At 64.5% G+C, this 26,833-nt stretch carries 25 protein-coding genes; 13 read left to right on the forward strand and 12 right to left on the reverse strand.

The genetic code is table 11. The features are described 5' to 3' along the window. Nucleotides 1–14: 14 nt before the first annotated feature. From WBH99_RS03160 to hemF, 8 genes are all read left to right on the forward strand, one after another. Complete coding sequence (locus tag WBH99_RS03160; RefSeq protein WP_424218684.1) at nt 15–158, forward strand: DUF4351 domain-containing protein; 144 nt, start codon at nt 15–17, stop codon at nt 156–158. Between the two features lie 865 nt (nt 159–1,023). Then, nucleotides 1,024–2,313 (forward strand): aminopeptidase P N-terminal domain-containing protein, encoded by a 1,290-nt coding sequence (locus WBH99_RS03165; RefSeq protein WP_424218660.1) that lies wholly within the window; start codon nt 1,024–1,026, stop codon nt 2,311–2,313. Continuing rightward, complete coding sequence (locus WBH99_RS03170; protein ID WP_424218661.1) at nt 2,306–3,598, forward strand: FAD-dependent oxidoreductase; 1,293 nt, start codon at nt 2,306–2,308, stop codon at nt 3,596–3,598. Before WBH99_RS03165 ends, WBH99_RS03170 begins: the two co-directional genes overlap by 8 nt. A gap of 131 nt (nt 3,599–3,729) precedes the next feature. Further along, the gene (gene dusB, locus WBH99_RS03175) at nt 3,730–4,746 is read left to right on the forward strand and encodes a tRNA dihydrouridine synthase DusB (protein WP_424218662.1); all 1,017 of its coding nucleotides are present in this window, start codon (nt 3,730–3,732) and stop codon (nt 4,744–4,746) included. After that, nucleotides 4,743–4,979 carry a Fis family transcriptional regulator gene (locus WBH99_RS03180; RefSeq protein WP_424218663.1) on the forward strand — a complete coding sequence of 79 codons (237 nt, stop codon included), beginning with the start codon at nt 4,743–4,745 and terminating at the stop codon, nt 4,977–4,979. Before dusB ends, WBH99_RS03180 begins: the two co-directional genes overlap by 4 nt. Nucleotides 4,980–4,989: 10 nt before the next feature. Next, a complete protein-coding gene (gene purH, locus WBH99_RS03185) occupies nt 4,990–6,585 on the forward strand; it encodes a bifunctional phosphoribosylaminoimidazolecarboxamide formyltransferase/IMP cyclohydrolase (RefSeq protein ID WP_424218664.1) in 1,596 nt (531 codons plus the stop codon). A 12-nt stretch (nt 6,586–6,597) separates the two neighbouring features. Continuing rightward, nucleotides 6,598–7,875 carry a phosphoribosylamine--glycine ligase gene (gene purD, locus WBH99_RS03190; protein WP_424218665.1) on the forward strand — a complete coding sequence of 426 codons (1,278 nt, stop codon included), beginning with the start codon at nt 6,598–6,600 and terminating at the stop codon, nt 7,873–7,875. A 204-nt stretch (nt 7,876–8,079) separates the two neighbouring features. Further along, a complete protein-coding gene (gene hemF, locus WBH99_RS03195; RefSeq protein ID WP_424218666.1) occupies nt 8,080–8,976 on the forward strand; it encodes an oxygen-dependent coproporphyrinogen oxidase in 897 nt (298 codons plus the stop codon). A gap of 314 nt (nt 8,977–9,290) precedes the next feature. Here hemF and WBH99_RS03200 read toward each other — a convergent pair whose 3' ends face one another. The 10 genes from WBH99_RS03200 to WBH99_RS03245 form a co-directional block, all read right to left on the reverse strand. Beyond that, nucleotides 9,291–9,431: a hypothetical protein gene (locus tag WBH99_RS03200; RefSeq protein WP_424218667.1), complete on the reverse strand. Its 141-nt coding sequence runs from the start codon at nt 9,429–9,431 to the stop codon at nt 9,291–9,293. Between the two features lie 63 nt (nt 9,432–9,494). Next, complete coding sequence (locus tag WBH99_RS03205; RefSeq protein WP_424218668.1) at nt 9,495–9,872, reverse strand: Calx-beta domain-containing protein; 378 nt, start codon at nt 9,870–9,872, stop codon at nt 9,495–9,497. 154 nt (nt 9,873–10,026) lie between these two features. Next, nucleotides 10,027–10,416, reverse strand: coding sequence for a monovalent cation/H(+) antiporter subunit G (gene mnhG / locus WBH99_RS03210; protein WP_424218669.1), 390 nt, complete (start codon nt 10,414–10,416; stop codon nt 10,027–10,029). Between the two features lie 34 nt (nt 10,417–10,450). Further along, nucleotides 10,451–10,729 (reverse strand): K+/H+ antiporter subunit F, encoded by a 279-nt coding sequence (locus WBH99_RS03215; RefSeq protein WP_424218670.1) that lies wholly within the window; start codon nt 10,727–10,729, stop codon nt 10,451–10,453. After that, nucleotides 10,726–11,229 carry a Na+/H+ antiporter subunit E gene (locus tag WBH99_RS03220; RefSeq protein WP_424218671.1) on the reverse strand — a complete coding sequence of 168 codons (504 nt, stop codon included), beginning with the start codon at nt 11,227–11,229 and terminating at the stop codon, nt 10,726–10,728. Before WBH99_RS03220 ends, WBH99_RS03215 begins: the two co-directional genes overlap by 4 nt. Then, nucleotides 11,226–12,836 carry a monovalent cation/H+ antiporter subunit D gene (locus WBH99_RS03225; protein WP_424218672.1) on the reverse strand — a complete coding sequence of 537 codons (1,611 nt, stop codon included), beginning with the start codon at nt 12,834–12,836 and terminating at the stop codon, nt 11,226–11,228. Before WBH99_RS03225 ends, WBH99_RS03220 begins: the two co-directional genes overlap by 4 nt. Then, nucleotides 12,833–13,177, reverse strand: coding sequence for a Na+/H+ antiporter subunit C (locus WBH99_RS03230; RefSeq protein ID WP_424218673.1), 345 nt, complete (start codon nt 13,175–13,177; stop codon nt 12,833–12,835). The genes WBH99_RS03225 and WBH99_RS03230 overlap by 4 nt, the downstream gene beginning before the upstream one ends. Further along, on the reverse strand, nt 13,177–16,077 hold the full coding sequence (locus WBH99_RS03235; protein ID WP_424218674.1) for a monovalent cation/H+ antiporter subunit A: 2,901 nt from the start codon (nt 16,075–16,077) through the stop codon (nt 13,177–13,179). Before WBH99_RS03235 ends, WBH99_RS03230 begins: the two co-directional genes overlap by 1 nt. A 128-nt stretch (nt 16,078–16,205) precedes the next feature. Then, entirely contained in the window at nt 16,206–17,357 is a 1,152-nt protein-coding gene (locus WBH99_RS03240) for a hypothetical protein (protein WP_424218675.1), read from the reverse strand. Beyond that, nucleotides 17,332–17,811 carry a VOC family protein gene (locus WBH99_RS03245; RefSeq protein WP_424218676.1) on the reverse strand — a complete coding sequence of 160 codons (480 nt, stop codon included), beginning with the start codon at nt 17,809–17,811 and terminating at the stop codon, nt 17,332–17,334. Before WBH99_RS03245 ends, WBH99_RS03240 begins: the two co-directional genes overlap by 26 nt. Before the next feature lie 210 nt (nt 17,812–18,021). Here WBH99_RS03245 and WBH99_RS03250 point away from each other — a divergent pair, with 210 nt between their 5' ends. The 3 genes from WBH99_RS03250 to WBH99_RS03260 all read left to right on the forward strand — a co-directional run bounded on the left by WBH99_RS03250 (nt 18,022) and on the right by WBH99_RS03260 (nt 21,429). Next, complete coding sequence (locus tag WBH99_RS03250) at nt 18,022–20,088, forward strand: carbon starvation CstA family protein (protein ID WP_424218677.1); 2,067 nt, start codon at nt 18,022–18,024, stop codon at nt 20,086–20,088. Between the two features lies 1 nt (nt 20,089). Then, on the forward strand, nt 20,090–20,293 hold the full coding sequence (locus WBH99_RS03255; RefSeq protein ID WP_424218678.1) for a YbdD/YjiX family protein: 204 nt from the start codon (nt 20,090–20,092) through the stop codon (nt 20,291–20,293). 77 nt (nt 20,294–20,370) lie between these two features. Next, a complete protein-coding gene (locus WBH99_RS03260) occupies nt 20,371–21,429 on the forward strand; it encodes a CobW family GTP-binding protein (protein WP_424218679.1) in 1,059 nt (352 codons plus the stop codon). 10 nt (nt 21,430–21,439) lie between these two features. On the opposite strand, the gene WBH99_RS03265 is transcribed toward WBH99_RS03260, so the two are convergent. After that, nucleotides 21,440–22,822: a malonyl-CoA decarboxylase gene (locus tag WBH99_RS03265; RefSeq protein ID WP_424218680.1), complete on the reverse strand. Its 1,383-nt coding sequence runs from the start codon at nt 22,820–22,822 to the stop codon at nt 21,440–21,442. Next, nucleotides 22,819–23,619: a prolipoprotein diacylglyceryl transferase gene (gene lgt / locus WBH99_RS03270; protein ID WP_424218681.1), complete on the reverse strand. Its 801-nt coding sequence runs from the start codon at nt 23,617–23,619 to the stop codon at nt 22,819–22,821. The genes WBH99_RS03265 and lgt overlap by 4 nt, the downstream gene beginning before the upstream one ends. A gap of 393 nt (nt 23,620–24,012) precedes the next feature. Between lgt and WBH99_RS03275 the strand changes: the two genes are divergently transcribed. After that, complete coding sequence (locus tag WBH99_RS03275) at nt 24,013–24,216, forward strand: hypothetical protein (RefSeq protein ID WP_424218682.1); 204 nt, start codon at nt 24,013–24,015, stop codon at nt 24,214–24,216. Nucleotides 24,217–24,260: 44 nt separating this feature from the next. Then, nucleotides 24,261–26,522 carry a glucosylglycerol-phosphate synthase gene (gene ggpS, locus WBH99_RS03280; protein ID WP_424218683.1) on the forward strand — a complete coding sequence of 754 codons (2,262 nt, stop codon included), beginning with the start codon at nt 24,261–24,263 and terminating at the stop codon, nt 26,520–26,522. The last annotated feature ends 311 nt before the right edge of the window (nt 26,523–26,833 follow it).

Below are 26,833 nucleotides of genomic sequence, written 5' to 3' on the forward strand. Positions count from 1 at the left end.
GCGAGGCGCTCGTCCTGCAGAAGCTCTTGACCCAGCGTTTCGGTGTCTTGCCGGCGGATGCCGTTGGCAAGATTGCAGCGGCTTCTGCCGAGCAGATCGACACCTGGGTGGACCGCGTACTGGACGCAAGGAGCCTGGAAGAAGTCTTCCGTCCGTGAGCGAGGAGCCCCTACTTGGAGCAAAGAAAAGAAAGAAAAGAGAAAGAAAAGGGGCCAGGTTCATTTATCTCAGTCGCTGGACGGCGCTAAAGCAAGAAGGGGTCGGTTCTCGCAATCAAGCCTCCATAAAAAGCGCACACAACCGACCGGCCGCCTCGCACCGGCGGCGAGGTCTGCCGACCCCGGAACGCCTTTCCTCTCAAGACGGGGGTCGGGACACGCTTGATTTCTGCCAGGCCCCTGACCCTCAAACTACCGAGGGCTCAGTTCCCTGTAGGGGGCGTTCAGGTTTATTTGCGTGGGCGCCTCGAAAAACCTCGTTTTCAAAACCCCGCTCGTTATGAATCATTTAGTTAAATTGTTGGGATGAGGAAAATTGCGGGGTTTTCGAGATCCGCATTTCTGGGTCAGATGACCTTGGGCTTTTCCTTCCACCCTTCGTTCAGGCTCATTCCTCATGGGGCGAGGCTCGATCATGCCGGCCGGGAAAACTTCGATTACCATGACCTCCCTCGCCTCGATGCCGATGCCGATGCCGGGATGCTTTACGATGACGGCGCGAAGATGGCGGCTTGACACCCCTTTTTTTGTGACATCGGCATTGCTTCCGCCCTGCCGGATGAAAGCGAAACCCCATGCACCGAGCCTTGATCGAAACTGTCCAGGATGAAGGCTTCCCTCTTTGGGTCGAGGCCCTGCAGCGCGCCCGGGAGATCCTGCGCCCGGCTGCCACTGCGCTTCTCGTCCGCCACGTGAAGGGAGTCGGCAGTCGCGGGGGATGCGGGGGAGTCGAACTGCTGCAAACTGATCGAATTTCATCGCCCGCCACGCCCGTGCGGGAACACGCCAGGGACGACAAAACCTCATGACTTACGCCCACTTCATTGCCCGCCGCGAGCGCCTCCTTGCAACCATCGCCGATGGCATCGCCCTCCTTCCCACCGCCCCGGAACAGGTCCGCAACCGGGACAGCCACTATCCCTACCGCTTCGATTCCTATTTCTGGTATCTCACCGGCTTTCCCGAGCCCGAGGCGGTGCTGGTGCTGGCCGGCGGCAAGTCCATCCTGTTTTGCCGGGACAAGGACGAGGAGCGGGAAACCTGGGAGGGTTTTCGCTACGGCCCGGAGGCGGCAAAGCTCGGCTTCGGCTTCGATGCGGCGTATTCCATCGCCCGCCTCGAGGAGATGCTGCCCGAGCTGATGGCGAATCGCCCCGCCCTCTGGCACACCCTGGGCCTGGATCCGGATTGGGACGCCCGCATCGGCAGGGCCTTGAACGCCGTGCGCAGTGAGGCCCGGGCCGGCAAGCAGCCGCCGCAGGTGATCCACGACCTACGTCAAGCGCTCGATGCCATGCGCCTCGTCAAGGATGCGACGGAGCTGGAAATCATGGCACGCTCCGCCGCCATCGCCGCCGCCGGCCACGCCCGGGCCATGGCCGCCTGCCGGCCGGGCCTGGCCGAGTACGAACTGGAGGCGGAGCTCACCTACGAATTCCGCCGCCGCGGCGCCTCTAGCCATGCCTATGCCCCGATCGTCGCCGGCGGCGCCAATGCCTGCATCCTTCATTATGTGGAGAACGACAAGCGGCTCGCCGCGGGCAGCCTGGTGCTGATCGACGCGGGCTGCGAGCTGGAGGGCTACGCCGCCGACATCACCCGCACCTTCCCGGTCGATGGCCGCTTCAGTCCGGTGCAAAAGGATTGCTATGAAATCGTCCTCGCCGCCCAGGCCGCCGCCATCGCCGCCATCCGCCCCGGCGCCCATTGCATGGCCCCCCATGACGCCGCGCTCCGGGTGCTGGTGCAGGGCATGGTGGATCTGCGCCTCCTTACCGGCAGCGTAGACGGCCTGATCGAAGCCGGGGACTACAAACGGTTCTACATGCACCGCACCAGCCACTGGCTGGGGCTGGACGTGCATGATGCGGGGGAGTACAAGATCGGTGCGGAGTGGCGGCCGCTTGCGCCGGGCATGGTGCTGACGGTGGAGCCCGGCCTCTACCTGCGTCCCGGGGCGGATGTGCCGGAACCCCTGCAGGGCATCGGCATCCGCATCGAGGACGACGTGATGGTGACCCCGGAAGGCGGCCGGGTTTATACCCACGCCCCGAAGACGGTGGCGGAAATCGAGGAGATCATGGCGCATGACTGAGCCGCAACAGACCGAGCCGCAACAGACCGAGCCGCAGCAGACCGAGCTGCAGCAGACCGAGCTGCAGCAGACCGAGCCGCAACAGACCGAGCCGCAGCAGACCGAACTGCAGCAGACGGACATCCTGATCATCGGTGCCGGCCCCGTCGGCCTGACCCTGGCGCTGGCGCTGGCAGACAGCCCCTGGCGGGTGACGCTGGTGGACAAGCGGCCCTTGGCGGATCAGGCGGCCGATCCCCGGGCGCTCGCCCTCTCTCACGGCGCGCGGCAGCTGCTCGAGCCGCTCGGGGCCTGGCCGGCCCGGGCCGTTACCGCCATCGAGACCATCCACGTCTCCCAGAAAGGCGGCTTTGGCCGCACCCTGATCGACCGGAGCGAATTGGAGCTGCCGGCCCTGGGTTATGTGCTGCGCTACAAGGACTTGGCGGCCCGCCTCCAGGCCGGCGTGCAAGAACTGCCGACCTGCACCTGCCTGGATGAAACGAGGCTCGTCAGCCTCGAGCGCGGGAGCGGTGGAGTAGCCGGGAGTGGAATAGCCAATGGTCTTGCCCCCCTGGCCACCCTGGAGCGCCGCGGCGAGACCCTATGCCTGCGCCCCCGGCTGGTGGTCCATGCCGAAGGCACTCCTGGCGACGAGGCCGGGGTCGAGGTGGCCGACTATGGCCAGGAAGCGATCATCTGCGATGCGCTTGCCGACCGGCCCCACGGCCACCGCGCCTGGGAGCGCTTCACCCCGGACGGGCCCTTGGCCCTCCTGCCGCTGGAGGCGGGCTACTCGGTGGTGTTCACCGTACCCTCGGCCAGGGCCGATGCCCTGATGGCCCTCGATGACGACGCCTTCCTCAAAGCCCTGGCGCAGCAGTTCGGCAGCCGTTTCGGCTTTACCCAGGTCGGCCGGCGCGACCGCTTTCCCCTCGCCCTGCGCCAGCGGCGCGAGTTGGTCCTGGGCCGCGAAGTCTGGATCGGTAACAGTGCCCAGACCCTGCACCCGGTCTCCGGCCAGGGCTACAACCTGGGCCTCAGGGATGCCTGGGAGCTTGCCGAGAGCCTCTTTGCCGGGGGCGACGATCCCGGCGCCGCCCCGACCCTGGCCGCCTATGCCGCCCGCCGCAGGCTGGATCGCAGCGGCGGCGCCTTCTTTACCGACCGGGTGGTGCGCCTGTTCTCCAACGATCTGCCGCCGCTACGCTGGGCCCGGGGCCTGGGGCTGCTGGCCCTGGATCTGCTCCCCCCGCCCCGGCATTTCCTCGCCCGACGCATGATCTGGGGGGCGCGGGCCTGGTGATCCCCGTCAGCGCCGCGCCTTCGCGCTGGAACTGTTTCCGGATTCATGAAAACCGTGGCAGCGTGACTATTTTTTAGGCAGCGCCTGGGGTAGAATCCGCCCCCTTTCCTGCTCTCTTTCTTGATTCCACCATGGAATTTTGCGGCTTTACCCTGCGCAACCCTCTCTTCCTCGCTCCCATGGCGGGCGTGACGGATCGCCCGTTCCGCCAGCTTTGCAAGCGGCTCGGGGCGGGTCTGGCCGTGTCCGAGATGGTCACTTCCAATTCGCTCCTCTATGGCAGCGCCAAGACCCTCCGCCGGGCCAATCACGACGGCGAGGTGGAGCCCATCGCGGTGCAGATCGCCGGGGCCGAGCCGGCCATGCTGGCCGAGGCCGCCCGTTACAACGTCGCGAACGGAGCCCAGATCATCGACATCAACATGGGTTGCCCGGCCAAGAAAGTCTGTAACGTCATGGCCGGTTCCGCCCTGATGCAGGATGAAGCCCTGGTGGCGCGCATCCTGGAGGCGGTGGTGGCGGCCGTGCCCGATACCCCGGTGACGCTGAAATTCCGCACCGGCTGGAACCGCCAGCACAAGAACGCCCCCCGCATCGCCCGCATCGCCCAGGAATCGGGCATCCGTGCCGTGGCCATCCACGGCCGCACCCGCGCCGACCAGTACACCGGCGAGGCCGAGTACGACACCATCGCCCAGGTGAAGTCGGAAATCCGCATCCCGGTAATCGCCAACGGCGACATCACCTCGCCCGAGAAGGCGAAGTTCGTGCTCGACTACACCCGGGCCGACGGGGTGATGATCGGCCGCGCCGCCCAGGGGCGGCCCTGGCTGTTCCGGGAAATCGAACATTATCTGCGGACCGGCGAGAAGCTGGCCCCGCCCCGGGTGGGTGAAATCCACGCCATCCTCATGGGCCACTTGCAGGAGCTGTATGCTTTCTACGGCGAGGACACGGGCGTAAAGGTGGCTCGTAAGCATATTTCCTGGTACACCAGAGGCCTCACCGGTTCGGCCGCCTTCAGGAAGGCCATGAACCAGTTGCCTGACCTGGACCTGCAGCAGCGGGCAGTGAACGACTTCTTCCGCCACCTGGCAGAGCGGTCCGAACATCTCGAATACGAAGCAGAGGAGGAACTGGCAGCATGAGTCAGCAACAAGACATTGCGGCCTGCGTGCTCGGCGCCCTGGAGAAATATTTCCGCGACCTGGACGGGGAGAAGCCCACGGACGTCTACGACATGGTGATGAAGAGCGTCGAGCGCCCCATGCTCGAAGTGGTACTCAGGCAGGCCGGCGGCAACCAGACCCAGGCGGCGGAGATGCTTGGCATCAACCGTAACACCCTGCGCAAGAAACTCACCGAATTCCAACTGATCTGAAGAACCCTCCATGACCATCAAACAAGCCTTGATTTCCGTCTCCGACAAGACGGGCGTTCTCGAATTCGCGCAGGGCCTGGTGGCCCAGGGCGTCAAGCTGCTGTCCACCGGCGGCACCGCGAAAATGCTGCGCGACGCCGGCCTGGCCGTGACCGAGATCGGCGATTACACCGGCTTTCCGGAAATGCTCGATGGCCGCGTCAAGACCCTGCACCCCAAGGTGCATGGCGGCATCCTGGCCCGGCGCGACCTGCCTGAGCATATGGCCACCCTCGCAGCGCACGGCATCCCCACCATCGACCTGGTCTGCGTCAACCTCTACCCCTTTGCCGCCACCATCGCCAAGCCCGGCGTGACGCTGGCCGACGCCATCGAGAACATCGACATCGGCGGCCCCGCCATGGTCCGCTCCGCGGCCAAGAACTATGCCGGCGTCGCCATCGTCACCGACCCGGCCGACTACCCGCGCCTGCTCGATGAAATGAGCGCCAATGGCGGCGCCCTGGCGCTTGCCACCCGGTTTCACCTCGCCAGGAAAGCCTTCACCCACACCGCCCGCTACGACGGCATGATCGCCAACTGGCTGACCGGCCTGGAAGACGGCGTAGAAGCACAGCCCAACATAGCCGCGCCCGCGCCATCGATCTTCCCCGCCCGGCTGCAACTGGCCTTCGACCGGGGCGAAATCCTGCGTTACGGCGAAAATGCCCACCAGAGCGCCGCCTTCTACCGCGATACCGTCGCCTTGCCGGGCAGCATCGCCAGCTATACCCAGTTACAGGGCAAGGAACTGTCCTACAACAACATCGCCGACTCGGACGCCGCTTGGGAATGCGTCAAGTCCTTCGCGGGCCCGGCCTGCGTCATCGTCAAGCACGCCAACCCCTGCGGCGTGGCCGTGGAGGGCACCTTGTTGCGCGCTTATGAAAAGGCCTTCCTGACCGATCCCACCTCGGCCTTCGGCGGCATCCTCGCCTTTAACGGCGAAGTGGGCATCGACGTGGTCCAGGCCATGAGCGAAAGAAAGCACTTCGTCGAAGTGCTGATCGCCCCTGCCTTCACCGCCGAAGCCAGGGCCGCCCTGGCGGCGAAGCAGAACCTGCGCGTGCTGGAAGTGCCGCTGGCGGCACGCGACCAGAACAAGCTCGAACTAAAGCGCGTCGGCGGCGGTCTCCTGGTGCAGACGCCGGACGACTTCACGGCGGAGATCAGTAGTCTCAAGGTCGTGACCAAGGTCCAACCCACCCTGCCGCAGCTCGAAGACCTGCTCTTTGCCGAGCGCGTCGCCAAGTTCGTCAAGTCCAACGCCATCGTCTTTTGCGGCGGCGGCATGACCCTGGGGATCGGCGCCGGCCAGATGAGCCGCGTCGATTCCACCCGCATCGCCACCTTCAAGGCGCAGAACGCCGGCCTGTCGCTCGCGGGCTCGGTCGTCGCTTCCGACGCCTTCTTTCCGTTTCGCGATGGGGTCGATGTGCTGGCCGAAGCCGGCGCCGCCGCCGTGATCCAGCCGGGCGGCTCGATGCGCGACGAGGAAGTCATCGCCGCCGCCGACGAACATGGAATCGCCATGGTATTTACCGGCACACGACATTTCCGGCACTAAAAAGGGGGCATCATGAAACTACTCGTCATCGGTTCCGGCGGCCGCGAGCACGCCCTGGCCTGGAAACTGGCCAAGACGCCCGGTCTGCAACGGGTTTGCGTGGCGCCCGGCAATGCCGGCACGGCCCGGGAACATGAGCTGGAAAATGTGAACCTCACCGATACCGCGGCCCTGGCGGATTTTGCCGAGCAGAACGGCATCCACCTGACCGTGGTCGGGCCGGAAGCGCCGCTCGCCGCCGGGGTGGTGGATCTCTTCCGGGCCCGGGGGCTGAAGATTTTCGGGCCGACCCAGGCTGCGGCCCAGCTCGAATCCTCCAAGGATTTCGCCAAGCGTTTCATGACGCGGCACAAGATTCCCACCGCCGCCTTCGAGACCTTTGCCGATCCCAGGGCGGCCCACGCTTATGTGGAGGCCAGGGGCGCGCCCATCGTCATCAAGGCCGATGGCCTGGCGGCCGGCAAGGGCGTGGTGGTGGCGATGCACCTGGACGAAGCCCATGCCGCCATCGACGACATGCTGTCCGGCAACAAGCTGGGCGATGCCGGCGCCCGCGTCGTGATCGAGGATTTCCTCGACGGCGAGGAAGCGAGCTTCATCGTCATGGTCGATGGCAAAAATGTCCTGCCCCTGGCCTCCAGCCAGGATCACAAGCGCCTGCTCGACGGCGACCGGGGCCCCAACACCGGCGGCATGGGCGCCTATTCCCCGGCCCCTTGCGTCACCCCGGAAATCCATGCCAAAGCCATGCGGGAAATCATTCTCCCCACCGTGCGCGGCATGGCGGCCGACGGCATGCCCTACACCGGTTTCCTCTACGCCGGCCTGATGATCGGCAAGGATGGCTCGGTGAAGACCCTGGAATTCAACTGCCGCATGGGCGACCCGGAAACTCAGCCGATCATGATGCGCCTCAAGTCCGACCTGCTCGATCTGCTGGAACACGCGGTAGCCGGCACCCTGGATCAGGTGGAAGCCGAATGGGACCGGCGCGTGGCCCTGGGTGTGGTCCTGGCCGCCGCCAACTACCCTGAAAAGCCCAGAACGGGCGATGGCATCCAGGGCCTGCCGCCCGGCAACAGCTTTGGCGAGGATGCCCATGTTTTCCATGCCGGCACCACCTATGTCGATGGTCAGGTGGTGACGGCGGGCGGCCGGGTGCTGTGCGTCACCGCCCTGGGCGAGAACGTCAAGCTGGCCCAGAAGCGGGCCTACGAGGCGCTCAGTGAAATTCACTTCGAAGGCATGCAATACCGCAAGGATATTGGCCATCGGGCGATCAGCCGCTGATTTTTTGACGACGGCTTTTGCTCCTGACGCGCGCGGGCGGGGCAATCCGGCTGGCGGTGTCTGAGTCACGCAGCGGCGACTCCAGCCCGCCGAGCCCCAGTCGAGGCCGCCCGCCATCGAGGTGGTGCCCGGCAGCAAAAAACCATCCCAGCCGCCCCACCCCCAAAGCCCACCCCCAAAGCCCACCCCCAAAGCCAGCAGACAATGGACACCCAGATCCTCAAAACCTACTTCACCGGCCTGCAAAACCGCATCGTCAGCGAACTCGAAGCCTTCGATGGCCAGCCCTTTCGCAGCGACTCCTGGGATAGGCCCGAGGGCGGCGGCGGGATCTCCCGGCTGATCGAAGCGGGTAACTGTTTTGAACGCGGCGGGGTGAATTTCTCCCACGTCACCGGCCAGTCGCTGCCGGCTTCAGCCACCGCCCACCGGCCGGAACTGGCCGGGCGGGCCTGGGAGGCGATGGGGGTGTCGCTGGTGCTGCATCCGGAGAACCCCTACTGCCCCACGGCGCACATGAACGTGCGCTGTTTCGTCGCGACGAAGGCAGGCCAAGCGCCGGTTTGGTGGTTCGGCGGCGGCATGGACATGACCCCCTATTACGGTGTGGAGGCGGATGTGCGCCATTTTCACGCCACCTGCCGCGATGCCCTGGCGCCCTTCGGAGCCGAGGTTTATCCAAAGTACAAAAAGTGGTGCGACGAGTATTTCTTCCTCAAGCACCGCAACGAGCCGCGGGGCGTGGGGGGCATCTTTTTCGATGATCTCGATGAAGGCGGGTTCGAGCGTTGTTTTGCCCTGACCCAGGCCGTGGGGGACGCTTTCACCCAGGCCTATCTGCCGGTGCTGGCCCGGCGCCGGGATGTGCCTTATGGCGAGCGGGAGCGGGATTTTCAGCTCTACCGCCGCGGCCGCTATGTCGAATTCAACCTGGTATTCGACCGAGGCACCCTGTTTGGCCTGCAATCGGGAGGGCGCACCGAGTCAATCCTGATGTCCCTGCCGCCGGTGGTGAAGTGGCGCTACGACTGGCACCCCGAAGCCGGAACGCCGGAAGCAGAACTTCATGAAGTCTTTCTATCGCCCCGGGATTGGTGCTGAATGTCGCGATAGACGGCGAGGGGGCTCTCTTTTTCCGCCGCGAGGCGGTGTTGCTGGCGTAGATCCCGGTGCACCGCCGCCCGCATGATGAGCATGGAAACCATGGGGGTGGTCATCAGGAGGAACAGGGTGATGCGCCGGTTGCGGAACTTGGGTTGGCACTTGAGTTAAAAGACGCTGCTACACGCGCTGCTACACGAGATATTCCGGCAACTTGGCTTGCCTGGGTAACGGACCGCTCACTCCCAAGGGGCAATCTTTGCCCGCCTCGCAGCAAGCGGGCAATGGCGGGTTGTCCGGCCAGGAAATCCCGTTCAAGCTGCCACTGCCCAATCTTGCGATGCGGGTTGTTGATTACGGCCTGCGGCTTGGCGGGTTTCTTCCGACAAGGCCGCCGTCACTATTTGCGCCTTGAATGTCGCACGGTGTTGCTTATCCTTCGTTCCCTCTTTCATGTCCCTTTCATCCGCTCAGCCCAGGTTTGGCCGACTCTCCGAAAAACATGAGCGCCGCAACATTCAAGGGATCCAAATAATGGGTTCATCATCGACAATGGTCCCAACGATCTGCAGTATCTCGCCCTTGGCAAATCCGGCGCCGGTGGGTTGGCTGAGGATGAGGTTGAAGATCTCGTTTCCTTCCTTGAGGGCATCGCCCAGGATGTCGACCGAGATGGTGCCGGAAGTGTCGCCGGCCTTGATCGTCAGGGTATCGGCGACGGCCGTGTAGTCGACGTCCGCCTTGGCGGCATTCTTGGCCTTGCTGTCGGCCGTGGTGTAGTCCACCGTGACGTCCTGGCTGGCTGGCTCACTGAGCAGGACGATAAATTGCATCTTGCCGACATCGCCGTCTTTGCCTTCGAGGAATTTGTAAGTGTTTACGGAAATACTGGCCATGATCGGACCCCCCTGAATGAAAAGAATAAGTTCAAGCTATTGGAAATTTTGGTGCGCGTCAATCCAGGTTCAGCGGTTGAAATCCTCATGGTCCGACGGCGGGGGTTTTGGGTGTTTCGTTCGCAGGGCGGGGCTCTCCAGTTTCCATGCAATTTCAATCGTGGAAGTTGGGCTGAATGTCGCGATAGACGGCGATGGGGCTCTCTTTTTCCGCCGCGAGGCGGTGTTGCTGGCGTAGATCCCGGTGCACCGCCGCCCGCATGATGAGCATGGAAACCATGGGGGTGGTCATCAGGAGGAACAGGGTGATGAGCAGTTCGTGGAGCACGGGTCGGGTTTCCAGGGTCGAGAAGAGCAGCATCGAGGCGATCAGGATGCAGCCTGTGCCCAGGGTGATGGTGATGGCCGGACCGTGAATGCGTTGATAGAAATGGGGCAGGCGCAGCAGGCCCAGGCAGCCGGTCAGGGTGAAGCCGCCGCCCAGGACGAGCAGGGCGGCGGTTGGCAGGCTGGCCCAGAGGGGCAGGTGATCCCAGTGGCTCATGGTGTTTTCCTGGCGGTCGTGGTGGCAAGCGGCTTCATTCGATGATCTCGCCGCGCATCAGGAATTTGGCCATGGCAATGGTGGAGACGAAACCGAGCAGGGCAATCAGCAGGGCGACCTCAAAATAAATCATGCTGCCGTAACGGATGCCGAGCAAGAGGCACATCAGCATGCTGCATATCCATAGCGTATCGAGCGCCAGGACGCGGTCCTGGGCCGACGGCCCGATCAGGAGGCGCAGGCAGCAGAGCAGGGCGGCGATGCTGACACAACTCATCGCAAAGATCAGGGCGATGGGCAGGACGTGGTTCATGCGGGGCTCCCCTCAAAAATCTGCATCAAGGGTTGTTCGTATTCCTGCTTGATGGTGTCGATCCACCACTGGGCATCATGCAGGTCGAAAACGTGCAGCACCAGTTCGTGGCTGTCCGGCAGCAGTTCCACCCAGACCGTGCCCGGCGTCAGGTTGATGATGCCGGCCAGCACGGCCAGGCCATGCGGGCTCTGCATTTCCAGGGGAATGCGGATGAACTGGGAATTCAATCCCGTCGGGCGGGCCAACAGGATGATGCGGCTGACGTTAATGCAGGAGTGCAGTATTTCGAGGCTGGCTTTGCCCAGCAGTCTGACGAGCAGCAGGGGGCGATGCAGGCGCGCATGACCGTGCGGCTGCAGGGGCCGTGCCAGCAGGGGGGCGATGATGGCCAGCACGCTCCCCAGGAGCAGATGCGCCGCGGCCAGGCTCTGGTTCAGTAACAGCCAGGTCAGCAGCAGTGCCAAGGAGAGCAGGGGCGAGGGAAGCAGGCGTTTCACGGGCGTGCTCCGGCCGGAGCGGCGATGACGGGAGCCGACAGGACGCCTTCCACATAATGTTCCGGTTGGGCCAGGTCCTGGCTGACCCGGCCCAGATAGTCGAACAAGGGGCCGGCATAGATCGTCATGGCGATGCACAGCAGCAGCAGCAGGCTGATGGGCAGGGCCTCAGAATGCTGCAGGCTGGGTGGCTGAATGTTGCCGGAGGCCCAGAAGGTGCGCACGCCAAAGCGCATCAGGGCAATGATGCCGGCCAGGCCGGAGCAGAAGATCAGCAGGATCAACCCGCCGTTTTGCAGGGGCACGGTGCTGCTGCCATTGAGCAAGGCATGAAAGAGGCTGAATTTGGCGATAAAGCCCGAGAGGGGCGGCAGGCCGGTGATCACCAGGGCGCTGCCGGCAAAGGCCAGGCCGAGAAAGGCCAGCGCGGCGGGAATGCCGACCCCTACGGGTTCTTCGGGTTTTTCCTCGATGGCAAACGCTTCCATGGTCAAGGCCAGTAACGCGGTGCCGGGGGTGCGGATGCGTTCAATGAGACCGATCAGCAGCAAGAAGGCGGCGATGGCCAGGGTGGAGCCGAGCAGGTAGTATAGGCCGGCGCCGAGCAGGCCGGGCTGATTGCTGCCGATGATGGCCATCAGGGTGCCGGACGAAATGATCGCCGCATAGCCCGCCATGCGCCCCGGTTCCTGGGCGGCGAGCGTGCCCAGTGTGCCAAACAGCAGGGTCGCCATGCCGCCCCAGAACAAGGCTTCCAGGCCAAACCCGGCCAGAGGCCCGTCCGCAAAGGCCAGGGGCCAGAGGCGGATGATGGCGTAGAGGCCCACCTTGGTCATCAGCACCAGCATCGCCGCCACGGGCGGTGAGGCGGCGGCGTAGGTGGTGGGCAGCCAGAAGCCGAGCGGCCACATGGCGCCCTTGGTGAGGAAGGCCAGGGCCAGGATCAGGGCGCCGATTTGCAGCAGGGGGAGGTCCTCCGGCGCGAGGACGGCGATGCGGGGCCCCAGATCGGCCATGTTGAGGGTGCCGGTGCAGGCATAGATCAGGGCGATGCCGATCAGGAACAGCAGGGAGGCTGCCAGATTGATGGCGATGTATTGCATGCCGGCCCGGATGCGGGCGGTGTTGTAGCCGTGCAGCACCAGACCGTAGGAGGCCGCCAGCATGACCTCGAAAAAGACAAACAGGTTGAACAGGTCGTGCGTCAGGAAGGCGCCGTTGATGCCCATCAGCAGGAACAGGAACAGGGAATGGAAGTGCGCTCCGATGCGGCTCCAGCCGTGATGCGAGAAGATCAGCGCCGCCAGGGACAGCACTGCCGTCAGCACCAGCATCAGGGTGGACAGCCGGTCGGCTACCAGGGCGATGCCGAACGGTGCCATCCAGTTGGCGGCCAGATAGACCCCCATCGAACCCGGCCACAGTTCCTGGTCGGTCTGCCAGAACAGCACCAGGGCAGCGGCGAGCAGGAGCAGGTGGCAGCCCAGGTCGATGGCGAATTTGAGGCCATGCCGTTTGGCGTTGACCGGGATCAGGACGGCGCCCGCCAGCAGCGGCAGCAGGATGGGCGCCAGAATCAGGTGCTGAATCCAGGGCAGGCTGCTCATGCGCCCGGTTCCTTGCCGTCGACGTGGTCGGTGCCGGTCAGGCCCCGGGCGCCGATCATGACCACCAGATACAGGGCGGTGGTGGCAAAGCCGATGACGATGGCGGTCAGTACCAGGGCCTGCGCGAGCGGGTCGGCGTATTCCCCGAGGCTGGGCGTGCCGGGATTCAGGGTCAGGGGCGCCTTGTCGATCCAGAGCCGGCCCATCATGAAGATGAACAGGTTGACCGCGTAGGACATCAGCATCAGGCCGATGATGATCTGGAAGGTGCGCGGGCGCAGGATCAGCCAGATGCCGGAACCAAACAGCACCCCGATGGCAAGGGAGATGACCGCTTCCATCAGTGCGCCTCCGGTGCGGGGCCCGTGCGTTCCGGCTGGCGGTGGCTGCGGATCGACTGATGGTGGCTGCGGATCGACTGATGGCCCAGGGCGACCAGGATCAACATGGTGCTGCCCACCACGGTGGCGGATACGCCCAGGTCAAAGAAAAAGGCGCTGGGAAAATGCAGTTCGCCCAGCAGGGGCAGCTGCAGATGGGCGGTATGGCTGGTGAGGAAGGGGTAGCCGAAGGCCCAGGCGCCCAGGCCGGTGGTGCAGGCGAGGCTGAGGCCGTAACCGAGCCAGCGGTGCGGGCGCAGATGCAGGTGGGTTTCGACCCAGTGCGTACCGGCCAGCATGTACTGGACGATGAGGGCGATCGAGAAGATCAGCCCGGCCACGAAACCGCCGCCGGGGAGGTGATGGCCGCGCAGGAAGAAATAGACCGCGGTGATGCCCATGAAGGGCAGCAGCAGCCGCATGTAGATGCCGGCGACCAGCAGATAGCCGCTATTGGCCTGTACGGCGGGCGTCTGGCGGGTGGCCGCATCGAGCGGGCTGGTTTGCTGGGAGGGAATGACCATGCTCTCCGGGGCCGGGCGAAACCGCCGCAGCAGGGCATAGACCGTGATGGCGACCGTGCTGAGCACCGTGATTTCGCCCAGGGTGTCGAAACCCCGGAAATCGACCAGCAATACATTCACCGCGTTGGTGCCGCCGCCCTCGGGCAGGGCTTTTTCCAGAAAGAAGGCGGCGATGCCGTCCGGCATGGGACGCACCAGCACGGCATAACTGAGCCAGGCCAGGCCGAGCCCGCCGCTGATGGCCAGTGCCATGTCCCGGTAGTGGCGCAGCCTTGCATGCCAGGGGGAGGTGAGTTGCAATTCCCCGGGCCTCAGGCGCGGCGGCAGCCAGCGCAGGCCGAGCAAGATGAGGATGGTGGTCACGGTTTCCACCGTCAACTGGGTCAGGGCCAGGTCGGGGGCGGATAGCCAGAGGAAGGTGAGGGAAGTGACGATGCCGGTGCCGCCGGCCAGGGCCAGGGCGGCCAGGCGGTGGTACTTGGCCTGCCAGGCGGCGGCCAGGGCGCAAGCGCAACCGATGGCCCAGAACATGACAAAGAAAGGATCGGGCGCCTGCGGCGGCGCGGCCAGGCCGCCGGGCGGCAGACCCACCAGCAGGGCGGGGACCAGGATCAGGGCCAGGATCATGGCCTGCAACTGGGGCTGGAGTCGCTGGGTGTCGAGATAGCGCAACAGGAAGCCGGCCAGCCGGCTCAGGCCGAGCATGGCGCTCTCATAGGCTTGTGCGCCGCTCAAACGATGTAGCAGCGGCGAGAGCTTGCGCCGGTCCGGATTGAAGCGGCGCAACAGCACCTGATAGCACCAGGCGCCCAGGGTCAGGGCCAGGAAGCTCATCAACAGCGGCAGGTTGAAGCCGTGCCAGATGGCCAGGCTGTAGCGGGGCGTGTCCGGCCCCAGCACGGAAAACACCGCCTCGTGCAGGAAGGGCCCGATGCTGATGTCCGGGGCCACGCCCACCACCAGGCAGGCGAGGACCAGCAGTTCCACGGGGAAGCGCATCCAGCGGGGCGGTTCATGGGGTTCCCGGGGCAGGGGCTGGGCAGGGTGACCAAAAAAGACGGCAATGAAACGCAGCGAGTACACCACCCCGAAAATCCCCACGGCCATGGCGGCATAAGACATCCACCAGTTGTTGTCGCCGCCGACCAGCAGGGTTTCGGCGAAGAACATCTCCTTGGAAAGGAAGCCATTCAGCAGCGGTACCCCGGCCATGGCGCCGCTGGCAACGATGGCCAGGGTGGCCGTGTAGGGCATCTTCGGGTACAGGCCGCGCAATAGCCGCATGTCCCGGGTGCCGGTTTCGTGGTCGATGATGCCCACCGCCATGAACAAGGAGGCCTTGAAGGTGGCGTGATTGAGGGTGTGGAAGATCGCCACCACCATGGCCAGCGGCGTGCCGATCCCGAGCAGGGTGGTGATCAGGCCCAGGTGGCTGATGGTGGAGTAGGCCAGCAGCCCCTTCATGTCGCGCTGGAAAATGGCGGCAAAGGCGCCCAGCAGCAGGGTGCAGGTGCCAGCCCCGGCGATGATCCAGGTCCAGGCTTCGGTGCCGGCCAGCACCGGCCACAGGCGCATCAGCAGGAATACCCCGGCCTTCACCATGGTGGCGGAATGCAGATAGGCCGACACCGGGGTGGGCGCCGCCATGGCGTGCGGCAGCCAGAAATGGAAGGGGAACTGGGCGCTCTTGGTGAGCGCCCCGAGCGCAATCAGGATCAGGGTGGGCAGGTACAGTTCATGCGACTGGATTTGTGCGCGGGCGGCCAGCACCGCATCCAGATCGTAGCTGCCGACGATGTGGCCGAGCAGGAGCACCCCGGCCAGCAGGCAGAGGCCGCCCGTGGCCGTCACCGTGAACGCCATGCGCGCACCCCGGCGCGCATCGGCGCGGTGGTGCCAGTAGCCGATCAAGAGGAAGGAGGTGATGCTGGTCAGTTCCCAGAACACCACCAGCTGGATCAGGTTGCCGGACAGGACGATGCCCAGCATGGAACCCATGAAGGCGAGCAGGAAGGCAAAAAAGCGTGGCACCGGGTCTTCCGGCGACATGTAGTAGCGGGCGTAGAGCACGACCAGGAGGCCGATGCCGAGAATCAGCATGGCGAAGATCCAGGCCAGCCCGTCCAGGCGCAGGGTGAATTCCAGGCCCAGGGCAGGAATCCAGGCGATCCGTTCGTAGAGGATTTGGCCTGGCGCATGCAGCCCTGCGGCGGCGATCAGTCCGGACAGGGCGATCGCGCCGGCCAGCCAGGCTTCCCGGTTGCGGGCATTGGCCGGCATCGCGGCAGCAATCAGGCTGCCGATGAAGGGGGCGAGGATCAGGGCGCTGAGCGTCATGGCATGGGTGAGTCAGTTCCGGGAATCGCTGGAAACCCTTATGGAGCAAGGGTTTCCAGGGGGGTGGAGCATAACATGGGCATGTTTTTTCATTGAAACCGTCTGTGACCTTGCCGGGGGCGCCGGGTTCATTGCGGCCGGGCAAGGCTGAGGGCGGCCAGGGCGGTGTCGATGCGCTCTGCGGCCAGGGCCGTGGCTGCGCTGGCGTCGGCATGCAGCCAGGCGTCCAGTCCGGCCAGGCAGGCCAGGACCTGGTGTCTGGCAGGGCCGTGATCGAGTTGGCCGGGCGGTAATTGCCGGAAGGCGTTTTCCAGCCGGCTTGCCCAGCGCTGGCCCTCCGGGCGTTCGGCATGTCCGGCCAGCTCCTGTAGCTGCCGGGCGCCGAGGGCCAGCCGCTCCTGGTCGGGCGGCACGATCTCCAGGTCCAGCTGCAACTGCTCCAATACCTCCAGTGCCTCCTGGACGAAGAGGGTTTCCAGCGTTCTGGAGCAGGGAGTGTCGCCGGCTTCGAGGCGCGGCACGAGCTGGGCAACCCGCTCTTCCAGGGCCTCGTGTTCGAGGAAACCGGTTTCCTGGAGTAGTTCCAGGGTGGTGGTCAGGGTGGCCAGCAGGCGCGGGCCGGGCGGGCGGCTGTCGATCTGGTCCGTCGCACAGGCCAGGGCTTCCGCCAGGCGCAGGGGGGCCGGGTGGCCCAGGACGAGGGCGGACTCCAGCAGTTTGAAAATGGCGTGGCGCAGGGCTTGCCAGCTGTCCTGGCGTTGTTCCCAGGCTTGCTGGAGCTGCGCGACGGCCTGTTGCCAGGCGGCTTGCTGCGCCGGTTTGAAGCGGGTTTCCTTGTCATGCGCCATGAGCGGCAAGATGGCGGCAGTGGCTGCCAGGGTGCTGGCCAGGGGGCTGCGCGGCAGCAGGGCTGCCATGGGCGGCTGCGCTTGGGGGGCGAGCTGGGCCAGAGGGGCCTGCAGTTCCTGTAGCAGGGCCGGGTCGCTGTCCGCCTCCAGGCGGCTGGCCCGGCGCAGGGCCAGGTCTATCCGCCCGGCCAGGCGCCGGTATTCGACCCGGGGCGGGAGTTCGCCGCGTTGCAGGCTGACCAGCAGGGCCAGGGCCGCCGGCCAGTGGGGGCGGGGGTCGAGGCAGGCGCATTCGGCCAGGGCCTCGCACATGGTGACCAGACCGGCCCCGGCGTCCGGGGCTTTGAGCCAGGCCAGCAGGCCCTTCTGGTAACGGGCCCGCAGGGTTTCCAGTCCGGCCAGGGGGTCAGCCGGCCAGCTTGGCGAAGGCATCCACCACTTCCCTGGGTGCCTGGACCAGTTCGATCAGCACGCCCTCGCCCCCGATCGGGAATTCCTCGTTGCCCTTGGGGTGCAAAAAGCAGATGTCGAAGCCGGCGGCGCCCTTGCGGATGCCGCCGGGCGCAAAGCGCACGCCGTTGGCGCTCAGCCATTCCACGGCCTTGGGCAGGTCGTCGATCCAGAGGCCGACATGGTTCAGGGGCGTGGCATGGACGGCGGGTTTCTTTTCCGGGTCCATGGGCTGCATCAGGTCCACTTCCACCTTGAAGGGGCCGCTGCCCATGGCGCAGATGTCCTCATCCACGTTTTCCCGCTCACTCTGGAAGGTGCCGGTGATTTCCAGGCCGAGCTGGTCCACCCACAAGGTCTTGAGTTTTTCCTTGGAGGGGCCGCCGATGGCGATTTGCTGGATGCCGAGTACCTTGAAGGGACGTGCGTTGTTCATGGTGGGTTCCTCTGATGCGGGATTGAAATGGCGTATCGATCGGTGCGGACAAGTGGGTGGGGTCAGTTGCACCGGCGGGCGAATATAGCATGAGTGTCAGGAAAATCCGGCCGGGCAGCGCGCGCAAAAAGGCTTCATCCGATGGGTATCTGAAGCAGCGCCCCATGCGCTAAACTCGCCCTTCGACTCTCCTCTTGCAAGGATCCTGGCATGCAAAATATCCAGCGCCATCTAGTCTGGGCCGTGGTGGCCATGTTGGGCGCCTCGGCATTTGCCGTCGTCGCGCTCAATCGTGGGGAAACCATCAATGCGCTATGGCTACTCATCGCCGCAATCTGTACCTATCTGATTGCTTACCGTTACTACAGCCTGTTCATCGCCGACCGGGTGATGGAACTGGATCCAAAGCGCATGACGCCCGCCGTGCGCCACAACGATGGTCTGGATTATGTGCCGACCAACAAGTATGTGCTGTTTGGTCATCATTTCGCCGCGATTGCCGGCGCCGGTCCGCTGGTCGGCCCGGTCCTCGCCGCCCAGATGGGCTACCTGCCGGGGATGTTGTGGATCCTCGCCGGCGTGGTCTTTGCCGGGGCGGTACAGGACTTCATCGTGCTGTTCATTTCCACCCGCCGCGATGGCCGCTCCCTTGGCGACCTGGTGAAATCGGAGATGGGCGCCGTGCCCGGCGTCATTGCGCTGTTCGGCACCTTCATGATCATGGTCATCATCCTGGCGGTGCTCTCGCTGATCGTGGTCAAGGCCCTGATCGGTTCCCCGTGGGGGAGCTTCACCGTGATTGCGACCATTCCCATTGCCTTGCTGATGGGCATCTACAGCCGCTACCTGCGTCCGGGCCGGATCGCCGAAATGTCGCTGATCGGTTTCATCCTGCTGATGGCCGCCATCGTCTATGGCGGCGATGTGGCCGCCGACCCGGTCTGGGGCCCGCGCTTCACCTTCGACGGCATCGAGCTGACCTGGATGCTGGTCGGCTACGGCTTCATTGCCTCGGTGCTGCCCGTCTGGCTGCTTTTGGCGCCGCGCGACTACCTGTCCACCTTCCTCAAGATCGGCACCATCCTCGGCCTGGCCGTCGGTATCGCCATCGTCGCGCCGGATCTGCAGATGCCGGCCATGACCCGCTTCATCGACGGCACGGGCCCGGTCTGGTCGGGCAGCCTGTTCCCCTTCTTGTTCATCACCATTGCCTGCGGCGCGGTATCGGGCTTTCATGCGCTGATTTCTTCCGGCACCACGCCCAAGATGCTGGATAACGAAAAGAACGCCCGCTTGATCGGCTATGGCGGCATGTTGATGGAGTCCTTCGTTGCGATGATGGCGCTGCTGGCCGCGGCGGTGATTGATCCGGGCGTCTATTTCGCCATGAACAGCCCGGCCGCCCTGATCGGCACCACTGCCGAGCAGGCCGCCCAGGTCGTCTCCCAGTGGGGCTTTGTCGTCACCCCGGAAATGCTCGTCCAGACCGCCAAAGACGTCGGTGAAAACAGCATCATCTCGCGCGCCGGCGGCGCCCCGACCCTGGCGGTCGGGATGGCCCACATCCTGTCGAGCTTTCTTGGCGGCAAGGCGATGATGGCCTTCTGGTACCACTTTGCCATCCTGTTCGAAGCCCTGTTCATCCTGACTGCCGTCGATGCCGGGACGCGCGCGGGGCGTTTCATGCTGCAGGATCTGCTCGGCCACTTCGTGCCGTCCCTGCGCAAGGTGGATTCCATTTCCTCCAGCCTGATCGCTACCGCACTGTGCGTCGCGGCCTGGGGGTACTTCCTCTATCAGGGCGTGGTCGATCCGCTAGGCGGCATCAACACCCTGTGGCCGCTGTTTGGCATCGCCAACCAGATGCTGGCCGGCGTCGCCCTGATGCTGGCTACGGTGGTGCTGTTCAAGATGAAGCGTCAGCGTTACGCCTGGGTCACCATCGTGCCCACCCTCTGGCTGCTGCTGTGCACGATCACGGCGGGTTGGCAGAAGGTGTTCCATGACAATCCCAAGATCGGCTTCCTGGCCGCCGCCGACAAGTATCAAGCGGCGCTGGACAAGGGGGAATTGCTGGCTCCGGCCAAGAATATCGGGCAGATGCAGCAGATCATCCTGAACAACCAGATCGATGCCGGCATGGCCGCCTTGTTCCTGTTCCTCGTCATCAGTATCCTGCTGTTTGCGATTCCGGCCTGTGTCAGGGCGCTGCGCCAGCCTCAGCGCACCGACCAGGAAACGCCGTTCGAACCGATGCCCGAAGGCTTTCGCGTCTGACATGTTTTCTGACCTTGCCCGTGTCGGTAAGTACCTCGGCCAGGCCGCCCGCCTGATGGTGGGCGTGCCGGACTACGACACCTATGTCCAGCACATGCGTCTCACCCATCCGGAACAGCCGGTCATGACCTACGCGGAATTCTTCCGGGAACGCCAGGAGGCCCGCTACGGCGGTGGCGACGGGCGGCCGGGGCGTTGCTGCTGAACTTCCTCGTCCGTCCGCACGGGGCGCCCCAGGCCGGCAGAGCGAGGCTCATGCCGGCCTTTTTTTACAGGAACATCATGTCGAGCAAACCCCTTTCCCCTATCCCGGTCACCATCCTGAGCGGCTTTCTGGGGGCCGGCAAGACCACGCTGCTCAACCGCCTGCTCGCCAATGCCGGCGGCGAGCGCATCGCCGTGGTCGAAAATGAGTTCGGCGCCGTGGCGATCGATGGCGGCCTGATCGATGACCGCGAGCATCCCGCCGTCACGATCGTCGAACTGGCCAACGGCTGTGTCTGCTGCAGCATCCGCGGTGCAATGAGCGAGGCCCTGGCCGATCTTGCCGACCAGCGCGCGGCCGGCACCCTGTCTTTCGACCGTCTGCTGCTGGAAACCACCGGCCTGGCCGATCCGGCGCCGGTGGCCCAGGCCTTTTTCGTCGACGAGGGCGTGCGCGAGCGCTTCATGCTGGACGGCATCCTGACCCTGGTCGATGCCGTGCATGCAACCGGGCAACTGGATCAGTACCGTGTCGCCGCGGCCCAGGTCGGTTTTGCCGACCGCCTGCTGCTGAGCAAGACCGAGCGGGTGAGGCCCGCTGAGCTCGAAGCGCTCAGGGTGCGGCTGCGCCGCATCAATGCCCGTGCCCCGATCATGCCCGTGCCGACCGATGCCGCGGTGGTCCGCGAGCTGCTTGATCTCAAGGCATTTTTCCTCGACGACGTGCTCGAACTCGATCCCGACTTTCTTGCCGGACATCATCCCGATGGCCAGAAACGCGGCGGTTCCGGCCCTGCCTTCGAGGCCGGCCGCTGGGATGATGACGTGGCTTCGCTGGTCCTACGCCATCCTGGCGCCGTCGACCTCGAACGGATCGGCGCCTTCGTCGAGGAACTCCTCGCCACCCATGGCAACGACATGCTGCGTTACAAGGGCGTGCTGGCGATCGAAGGCAAACCGGAGCGCCTGATCTTCCAGGGTGTCCATCGCATCACCGGCTTCGACTATGGCCGCCCCTGGGCTGCAACAGAAAGCCGGGCAAGCCTGATGGTGATCATCGGCCGCCGGCTCGGTGCAGCGGCGATTACCTCGGCCTTTGCCGCCGCCTGCGCCCCGGCTGAAAACGCCAGGCCGTGAGCCTGATGGCTTACTTGCTCCCGGCCCGGGCCGCGTGGCGGACGCTGCTGCTGGCGGCAATCCGGCCTTGGCGCAGCAGGGCTTCGACGTTTTCCTCGATGGCGCCGGGCTCATAGAGGTAATTGACCATCATGCCGTAGGACTGGCTCAGGCCCTTGGCAGAGGTGTCGGCGAGGAAATTCAGCCGTTCGATCCGGGCGCCATTGCCCAGGTGGAAGCGAGCCACCGGGTCATAGAGCCGTTCCTGGTTCTTGGCCGTGAGCAGGTATTGGGCGGCAAGCCGGGTCAGGGGCGCTTGCAGGGCCCGGGACAGGCGGGGGATTTCGGCCCAGTCGGGCTGCTCCAGCAAGGCTTTGACGGCATCGACTGTGGCCGGAATCGCGGCCAGTCTGGAGAGGCGTTCCAGATCGCCGGGCAGGAAGGCCTGGGTCCAGGCCTCGGGATGCTTTTCCGCCCAGCGCCGCAAGGTGGGCAGGGGTGAGAGGGTGGCGAATTGCTTGAGCTGGGGCAGATCCCGCTGCAGGTCGTCGATCACCCGTTTCAGCAGGAAGTTGCCGAAGGAGACGCCGCGCAGGCCATCCTGGGTGTTGGAAATGGAATAGAAAATGGCCGTGTCGGCTGCGCGGGTGTCGAACACCGGGGCGTCGATGTCCAGCAGTTGCTGCACGTCGCCGGCGAGCTGGTCGGTGAGGGCTACTTCCACGAAGATCAGCGGCTCGTCCGGCATGCGCGGGTGGAAAAAGCCGTAGCAGCGCCGGTCGGAGTCCAGCCGGTTCTTGAGGTCGGTCCAGGAGTGGATGGTGTGCACCGCCTCATATTCGATCAGCTTTTCCAGCAGGGCAGCGGGGGAATTCCAGGTGATGCGCCGCAGTTCGAGAAAGCCCACGTCAAACCAGGACGACAGGGCAAACTCCAGTTCCCGGTCGAGGGAGGCCAGTTCCGGGTCGTCCTGGAGAAAGCGCAGCAGATCGACCCGCAGCTCCACCAAAAAACGCACGCCCTGGGGCAGGGCGTTGAACTGGGTCAGGATGCGGGTACGCGGCGAGCGCAGGGCGCTCCAGAGTCGGGCTTCGGCCTCCCACTGGGCCGGGGTGCCGATGGCCTGCTGGTATTCGGCGTGGGCCTGGGCCACCTTCTCCGGATCGGGGCCGAAGCCGGTGGCGATCAGGCGCAGGAAGGCCTGCTTGCCCGCCTCGTCCAGGCGCTGATAGGTTTCTCCCAGGCGCAGGGCGCGTTGCCGGGCCGAAACCTCGCCGCCCAGGCCATCGGCGCATTCTTGCAACTGGGCCCGGAGCTTCTCCAGACCCCGTTCATCGAGCGGCTTGGGCTGCCGCGACTTGCCCAGCATGTCCTGGAATTTTCTCAAACCACGCGTCATGAGGTTGCTGTTCATTTTTCCTCCTTGGCCGGCCGGTAGGCGCGCCAGATCAGATAGATGCCAAAAGCCACCATGGGCAGGGAAAGCCACTGGCCCATGCTGATGGTGTAGGACTGGCCGAAGATGCCGTGATCCGGCTCGCGAAAGCATTCCACCAGGGAGCGGAATACGCCGTAGCCGATCAGGAAGGCGCCGGAGACCGCGCCCCGGGGCCGGGGCTGGCTGGAATAAAACCACAAGATGAGGAACAGGGCCAGCCCTTCCAGTCCGGCGTGGTAGAGCTGGGAGGGATGGCGCGGCAGGCCGTCGCCAGCCTGGGGAAAGATCATCGCCCAGGGCAGCTCCGGACTGGTGACCCGGCCCCACAGCTCGCCGTTGATGAAGTTGCCGATGCGCCCGGCCATGAGCCCGAGCGGCACCAGGGGGGCGATGAAATCGGTGGTCTGCAGCCAGGCCTTGCCGTGCTTTCTCGACCACAGGATGGCGGCGGCCAGCACCCCGAGAAAGCCCCCGTGGAAACTCATGCCCCCCTTCCAGACCGCGATGATCTCGAAGGGATGGGCGAAGTAATAGCCGGGCTCATAGAACAGTACCTGGCCCAGGCGGCCGCCGATGACCACGCCGAGTACGCCGTAAAAGAGCAGGTCGTCGAGCTGTTCCAGGGTCCAGCCCGAGGCCGGGCGGGCCAGGATGCGGCGCCGCCCGAGCCACCAGAACTGGAGGAAGGCGAGCAGATACATCAGGCCATACCAGCGGATGGCGAGCGGGCCGAGGGCAAGGGCGACGGGGTCGAACTGGGGATGGGTCAGCATGGGAGCGATTGGAGGGGCAGGAAAAGCTGCATTCTAAGTTCTCTTCGGGGTATTGGGTTCGGGAGCGGCTGCGGCAAATCGGCAAATCTCGCGAGTCTGTTTTTATACTATATAATTTGCGCAAATCTAAATGGAAGGCCCGCCCGTTTTTCCTGCCAATCCGCCTTCCCACTGTCGCGCTGTTGTCCGGGGTTGCTCCGGGGTTGCTCCGGGGTTGCTCCGGGGTTGCTCTCTTGCTGCTGGGCACGGGATTGCTCAACTGTCTCCTGGTGTTGCGGGAGCGTGTCGAGGGGTTTCCGAGCTTGCGCCCGGATCCATGGGTTCGGCGTATTTTTTCGGGTTCTTTCCCGGAACGCTGAGGGTCGGAATGCTGAGGGGTGGGGCGTCACGGCCTTGCCGCTGCATTTTCTTCTCCGGTCTGGAGGCCACGGCGTGCTGGCCTGGCGGGAAAGCCGCCAGGGGCAGGATGAAATTGTCGAGGCTGCCGCGCAGGGTGTCCCCATGCTGCGGATCTCTTTTTCCGCGCTGGAAATGATGACTCGTGCCACGTCGTTGCCGGCCGATCCCGAGGGATCGGAGCCCGGTACTTATCGATGAAACAATTGGGTGAGCCCGGCGAGGTTTGCCCCAAGGAGAACCCGATGCTGCTTGCGACCGACCTGGATGGAACTTTTCTGGCCGGGCATCCCGAAAATCGTCAGCGCCTTTACCAGCTCATTAGTGCCCACCCGGAAATCAAACTGGTGTTCGTCACCGGGCGGGGGCTCGAAGTTGTGCTGCCCATCCTCTCGGACCCTACCGTGCCAACCCCTGATTACATCATTTGCGATGTGGGGGGCACGGTGGTTGATGGCAAGAACCGGCAACCGGTCCAGCCCCTGCAATCGGACATCGACGCCCGATGGCCCGGTGAACAGGTGGTGGCCGAAGCCATGGGGCAGTTCCCGGGGCTGGATCGCCAGGAGGTTCCCCAGCAACGTCGCTGCTCCTATTTCTGTGCGGCAGATGCCGTGACCGATGCCGTGGCAAAGCTGGCCGAATCCCTGGGTTGCGAGGTGCTCTACTCCGCACAGATGTATCTGGACATCCTGCCCCGGGGGGTCAATAAGGGCAGGACACTTGCGGCGCTGGTGCGCTATCTGGAACTGGAGCGGGATCAGGTCCTGGTGGCAGGGGATACTCTCAATGATCTCTCGATGTTCGAAGAGGGTTTCATCGGGGTGTGTGTCGGCGAATCCGAGTTGGCGCTGCTGGACGCCACCCGTGACCGGGCCAGGGTGCTGCATGCCCGCCATACCGGCTGTGGCGGCATTCTTGAAGCGCTGGCGCATTTCGGCTTTCTTGGCCCTGGCGGTATCGATGCGGAAATGACGGCCATGGATGCGCCAGGCAAGGCGGATCTGGTGATGGTCTACCACCGCCTGCCCTACGAAGAGGTGCGGGAGGAAGGGCAACTGGTGCGACGTCGGCCTTCCTCTCCCAATGGCATCATTCCGACCCTGTTGTCCTTCTTTGCAGATGGACGCCCGGGGTCCTGGGTGGCCTGGGCGATTCACGATCACCGTCAGGCGCCGCCCTTCGAGATCCATACCGAGGTGGACCGGGACTTGTACCCGGGGCTCAAGGCAGCCCGGGTTGCCTTGAGCAAGGAAGAAGTGGATATCTTCTACAAGCGTTTTTCCAAGGAAGCCTTCTGGCCCACCCTGCATACTTTCTGGGAACGCGCCGTATTCCGGGAAGATGACTGGCAGGTGTTTCTCAAGGTCAATCGCCTGTTTGCCGAACGGACGGCGGCGGAAGCGGCACCGGATGCCGTGGTGTGGTTGCATGACTACAATCTCTGGATGGTGCCGGCCGTGTTGCGGGAGTTGCGTCCGGACCTGAAGATCGCCTTTTTTCACCACACCTACTTTCCCTCTGCCGATGTCTTCAATGTCCTGCCCTGGCGGCGGGAAATCGTCGGCAGCTTGTTGCAGTGCGACTACATCGGCTTCCACATTCCCCGCCAGGCTGAAAACTTCGTGGATGTGGCGCGGGGGGTGGCGCCCTTGAAAGTGCTGGAAACACGGGCCTGCGCCCCCCGCTTTCTCAGTTATGGTTGTGCGGTGGGCCTGGATGAGATGACAACCCTGATCGAGGTGAATGGGCGCCGGATCGGTCTGGGGGCTCACCCGGTGGGCCTGGATGTGGATCGGGTGCAGACGGTTCTGGAAACCCCCGCTTGCTCTGCCCTCATGGCGACTTTGCGACGTGAGCTGGCAGGTGTCCGGGTAGTGCTTTCCGTAGAGCGCCTGGATTACACCAAGGGGACGCTGGAAAAGATCATCGCCTTCGAACAATTGCTCGAAGAACATCCCGAGCTGTGGGGCAAGGTAGCCCTGCTGGCCATCTGCGTCCCGGCGGCCAGAGAAATGACGGTCTATGACGAATTGCAGGGCCGTATCGAACAGGCGGTCGGCCGGGTCAATGGCCGTTTTGCCCGGGTGGGGTGGACGCCCGTTCAGTTCTTCTTCCGGGCGTTGCCTTTCGAAGAGGTGGTGGCTTGGTATGCGATTGCCGACCTGATGTGGATCACACCCCTGCGGGATGGACTCAATCTGGTGGCCAAGGAGTATGTGGCGACCCAGAGGCTGACAGGGGGCTCCGGGGTGCTGGTGCTGTCCGAATTTGCAGGGGCAGCCGCGGAATTGCACGGGGCCGTCCTCACCAATCCCCATGATCTGCACGACCTCAAGGAAAAACTCTACCAGGGGATCGCCATGAACCGGGCGGAAGCAGAGTCCCGTCTGCGGGAATTGTTCAGCGTCGTGCAGCACAACGACCTGCGCCGCTGGGGTGAGGATTTTCTCGGTGCGCTGGCCGCCATGGAGGGCAGGCCGGAAGAAGGCGCTGTGCCGGAGTAAAGCAGTCCCCCTCCAGCAACATTCCCATGATCCGGCTGGGCTGGCGGGGTTACAACTCTTCGTTTGGAACTTGCTGGAACGGAGATATTTTCATGCCCACTACCGCTCCCGCACTTCCACCCATGGCCGCAATCTGGCCGCACCATATGTATGGCCGCAACATGGCCGGCGCCCTGTCACACACGAACCTTGCAGCAACACCACCTTCGCCTTCTGCCGCCTCGCGCGTAAAATGTGCCGATGCGCCAGGAAGACGATGCCTCGTACAAGCTGCTGTTCTCCGCCCCGGAAGTGGTACGGGATCTGGTCCT

Origin of the sequence: Azovibrio sp. (assembly GCF_049658005.1) — a bacterium.
GTDB lineage: Bacteria > Pseudomonadota > Gammaproteobacteria > Burkholderiales > Rhodocyclaceae > Azovibrio.

Bases quoted from the DNA above. Each gene is read 5' to 3' on its own strand.
- WBH99_RS03165 (WP_424218660.1), top strand. From the start codon at position 1,024: ATGACTTACGCCCACTTCATTGCCCGCCGCGAGCGCCTCCTTGCAACC.
- WBH99_RS03170 (WP_424218661.1), top strand. From the start codon at position 2,306: ATGACTGAGCCGCAACAGACCGAGCCGCAACAGACCGAGCCGCAGCAG.
- dusB (WP_424218662.1), top strand. From the start codon at position 3,730: ATGGAATTTTGCGGCTTTACCCTGCGCAACCCTCTCTTCCTCGCTCCC.
- WBH99_RS03180 (WP_424218663.1), top strand. From the start codon at position 4,743: ATGAGTCAGCAACAAGACATTGCGGCCTGCGTGCTCGGCGCCCTGGAG.
- purH (WP_424218664.1), top strand. From the start codon at position 4,990: ATGACCATCAAACAAGCCTTGATTTCCGTCTCCGACAAGACGGGCGTT.
- purD (WP_424218665.1), top strand. From the start codon at position 6,598: ATGAAACTACTCGTCATCGGTTCCGGCGGCCGCGAGCACGCCCTGGCC.
- hemF (WP_424218666.1), top strand. From the start codon at position 8,080: ATGGACACCCAGATCCTCAAAACCTACTTCACCGGCCTGCAAAACCGC.
- WBH99_RS03200 (WP_424218667.1), bottom strand. From the start codon at position 9,431: ATGAAAGAGGGAACGAAGGATAAGCAACACCGTGCGACATTCAAGGCG.
- WBH99_RS03205 (WP_424218668.1), bottom strand. From the start codon at position 9,872: ATGGCCAGTATTTCCGTAAACACTTACAAATTCCTCGAAGGCAAAGAC.
- mnhG (WP_424218669.1), bottom strand. From the start codon at position 10,416: ATGAGCCACTGGGATCACCTGCCCCTCTGGGCCAGCCTGCCAACCGCC.
- WBH99_RS03215 (WP_424218670.1), bottom strand. From the start codon at position 10,729: ATGAACCACGTCCTGCCCATCGCCCTGATCTTTGCGATGAGTTGTGTC.
- WBH99_RS03225 (WP_424218672.1), bottom strand. From the start codon at position 12,836: ATGAGCAGCCTGCCCTGGATTCAGCACCTGATTCTGGCGCCCATCCTG.
- WBH99_RS03230 (WP_424218673.1), bottom strand. From the start codon at position 13,177: ATGGAAGCGGTCATCTCCCTTGCCATCGGGGTGCTGTTTGGTTCCGGC.
- WBH99_RS03235 (WP_424218674.1), bottom strand. From the start codon at position 16,077: ATGACGCTCAGCGCCCTGATCCTCGCCCCCTTCATCGGCAGCCTGATT.
- WBH99_RS03240 (WP_424218675.1), bottom strand. From the start codon at position 17,357: ATGCCTTCGCCAAGCTGGCCGGCTGACCCCCTGGCCGGACTGGAAACC.
- WBH99_RS03245 (WP_424218676.1), bottom strand. From the start codon at position 17,811: ATGAACAACGCACGTCCCTTCAAGGTACTCGGCATCCAGCAAATCGCC.
- WBH99_RS03250 (WP_424218677.1), top strand. From the start codon at position 18,022: ATGCAAAATATCCAGCGCCATCTAGTCTGGGCCGTGGTGGCCATGTTG.
- WBH99_RS03255 (WP_424218678.1), top strand. From the start codon at position 20,090: ATGTTTTCTGACCTTGCCCGTGTCGGTAAGTACCTCGGCCAGGCCGCC.
- WBH99_RS03260 (WP_424218679.1), top strand. From the start codon at position 20,371: ATGTCGAGCAAACCCCTTTCCCCTATCCCGGTCACCATCCTGAGCGGC.
- WBH99_RS03265 (WP_424218680.1), bottom strand. From the start codon at position 22,822: ATGAACAGCAACCTCATGACGCGTGGTTTGAGAAAATTCCAGGACATG.
- lgt (WP_424218681.1), bottom strand. From the start codon at position 23,619: ATGCTGACCCATCCCCAGTTCGACCCCGTCGCCCTTGCCCTCGGCCCG.
- ggpS (WP_424218683.1), top strand. From the start codon at position 24,261: ATGCTGCTTGCGACCGACCTGGATGGAACTTTTCTGGCCGGGCATCCC.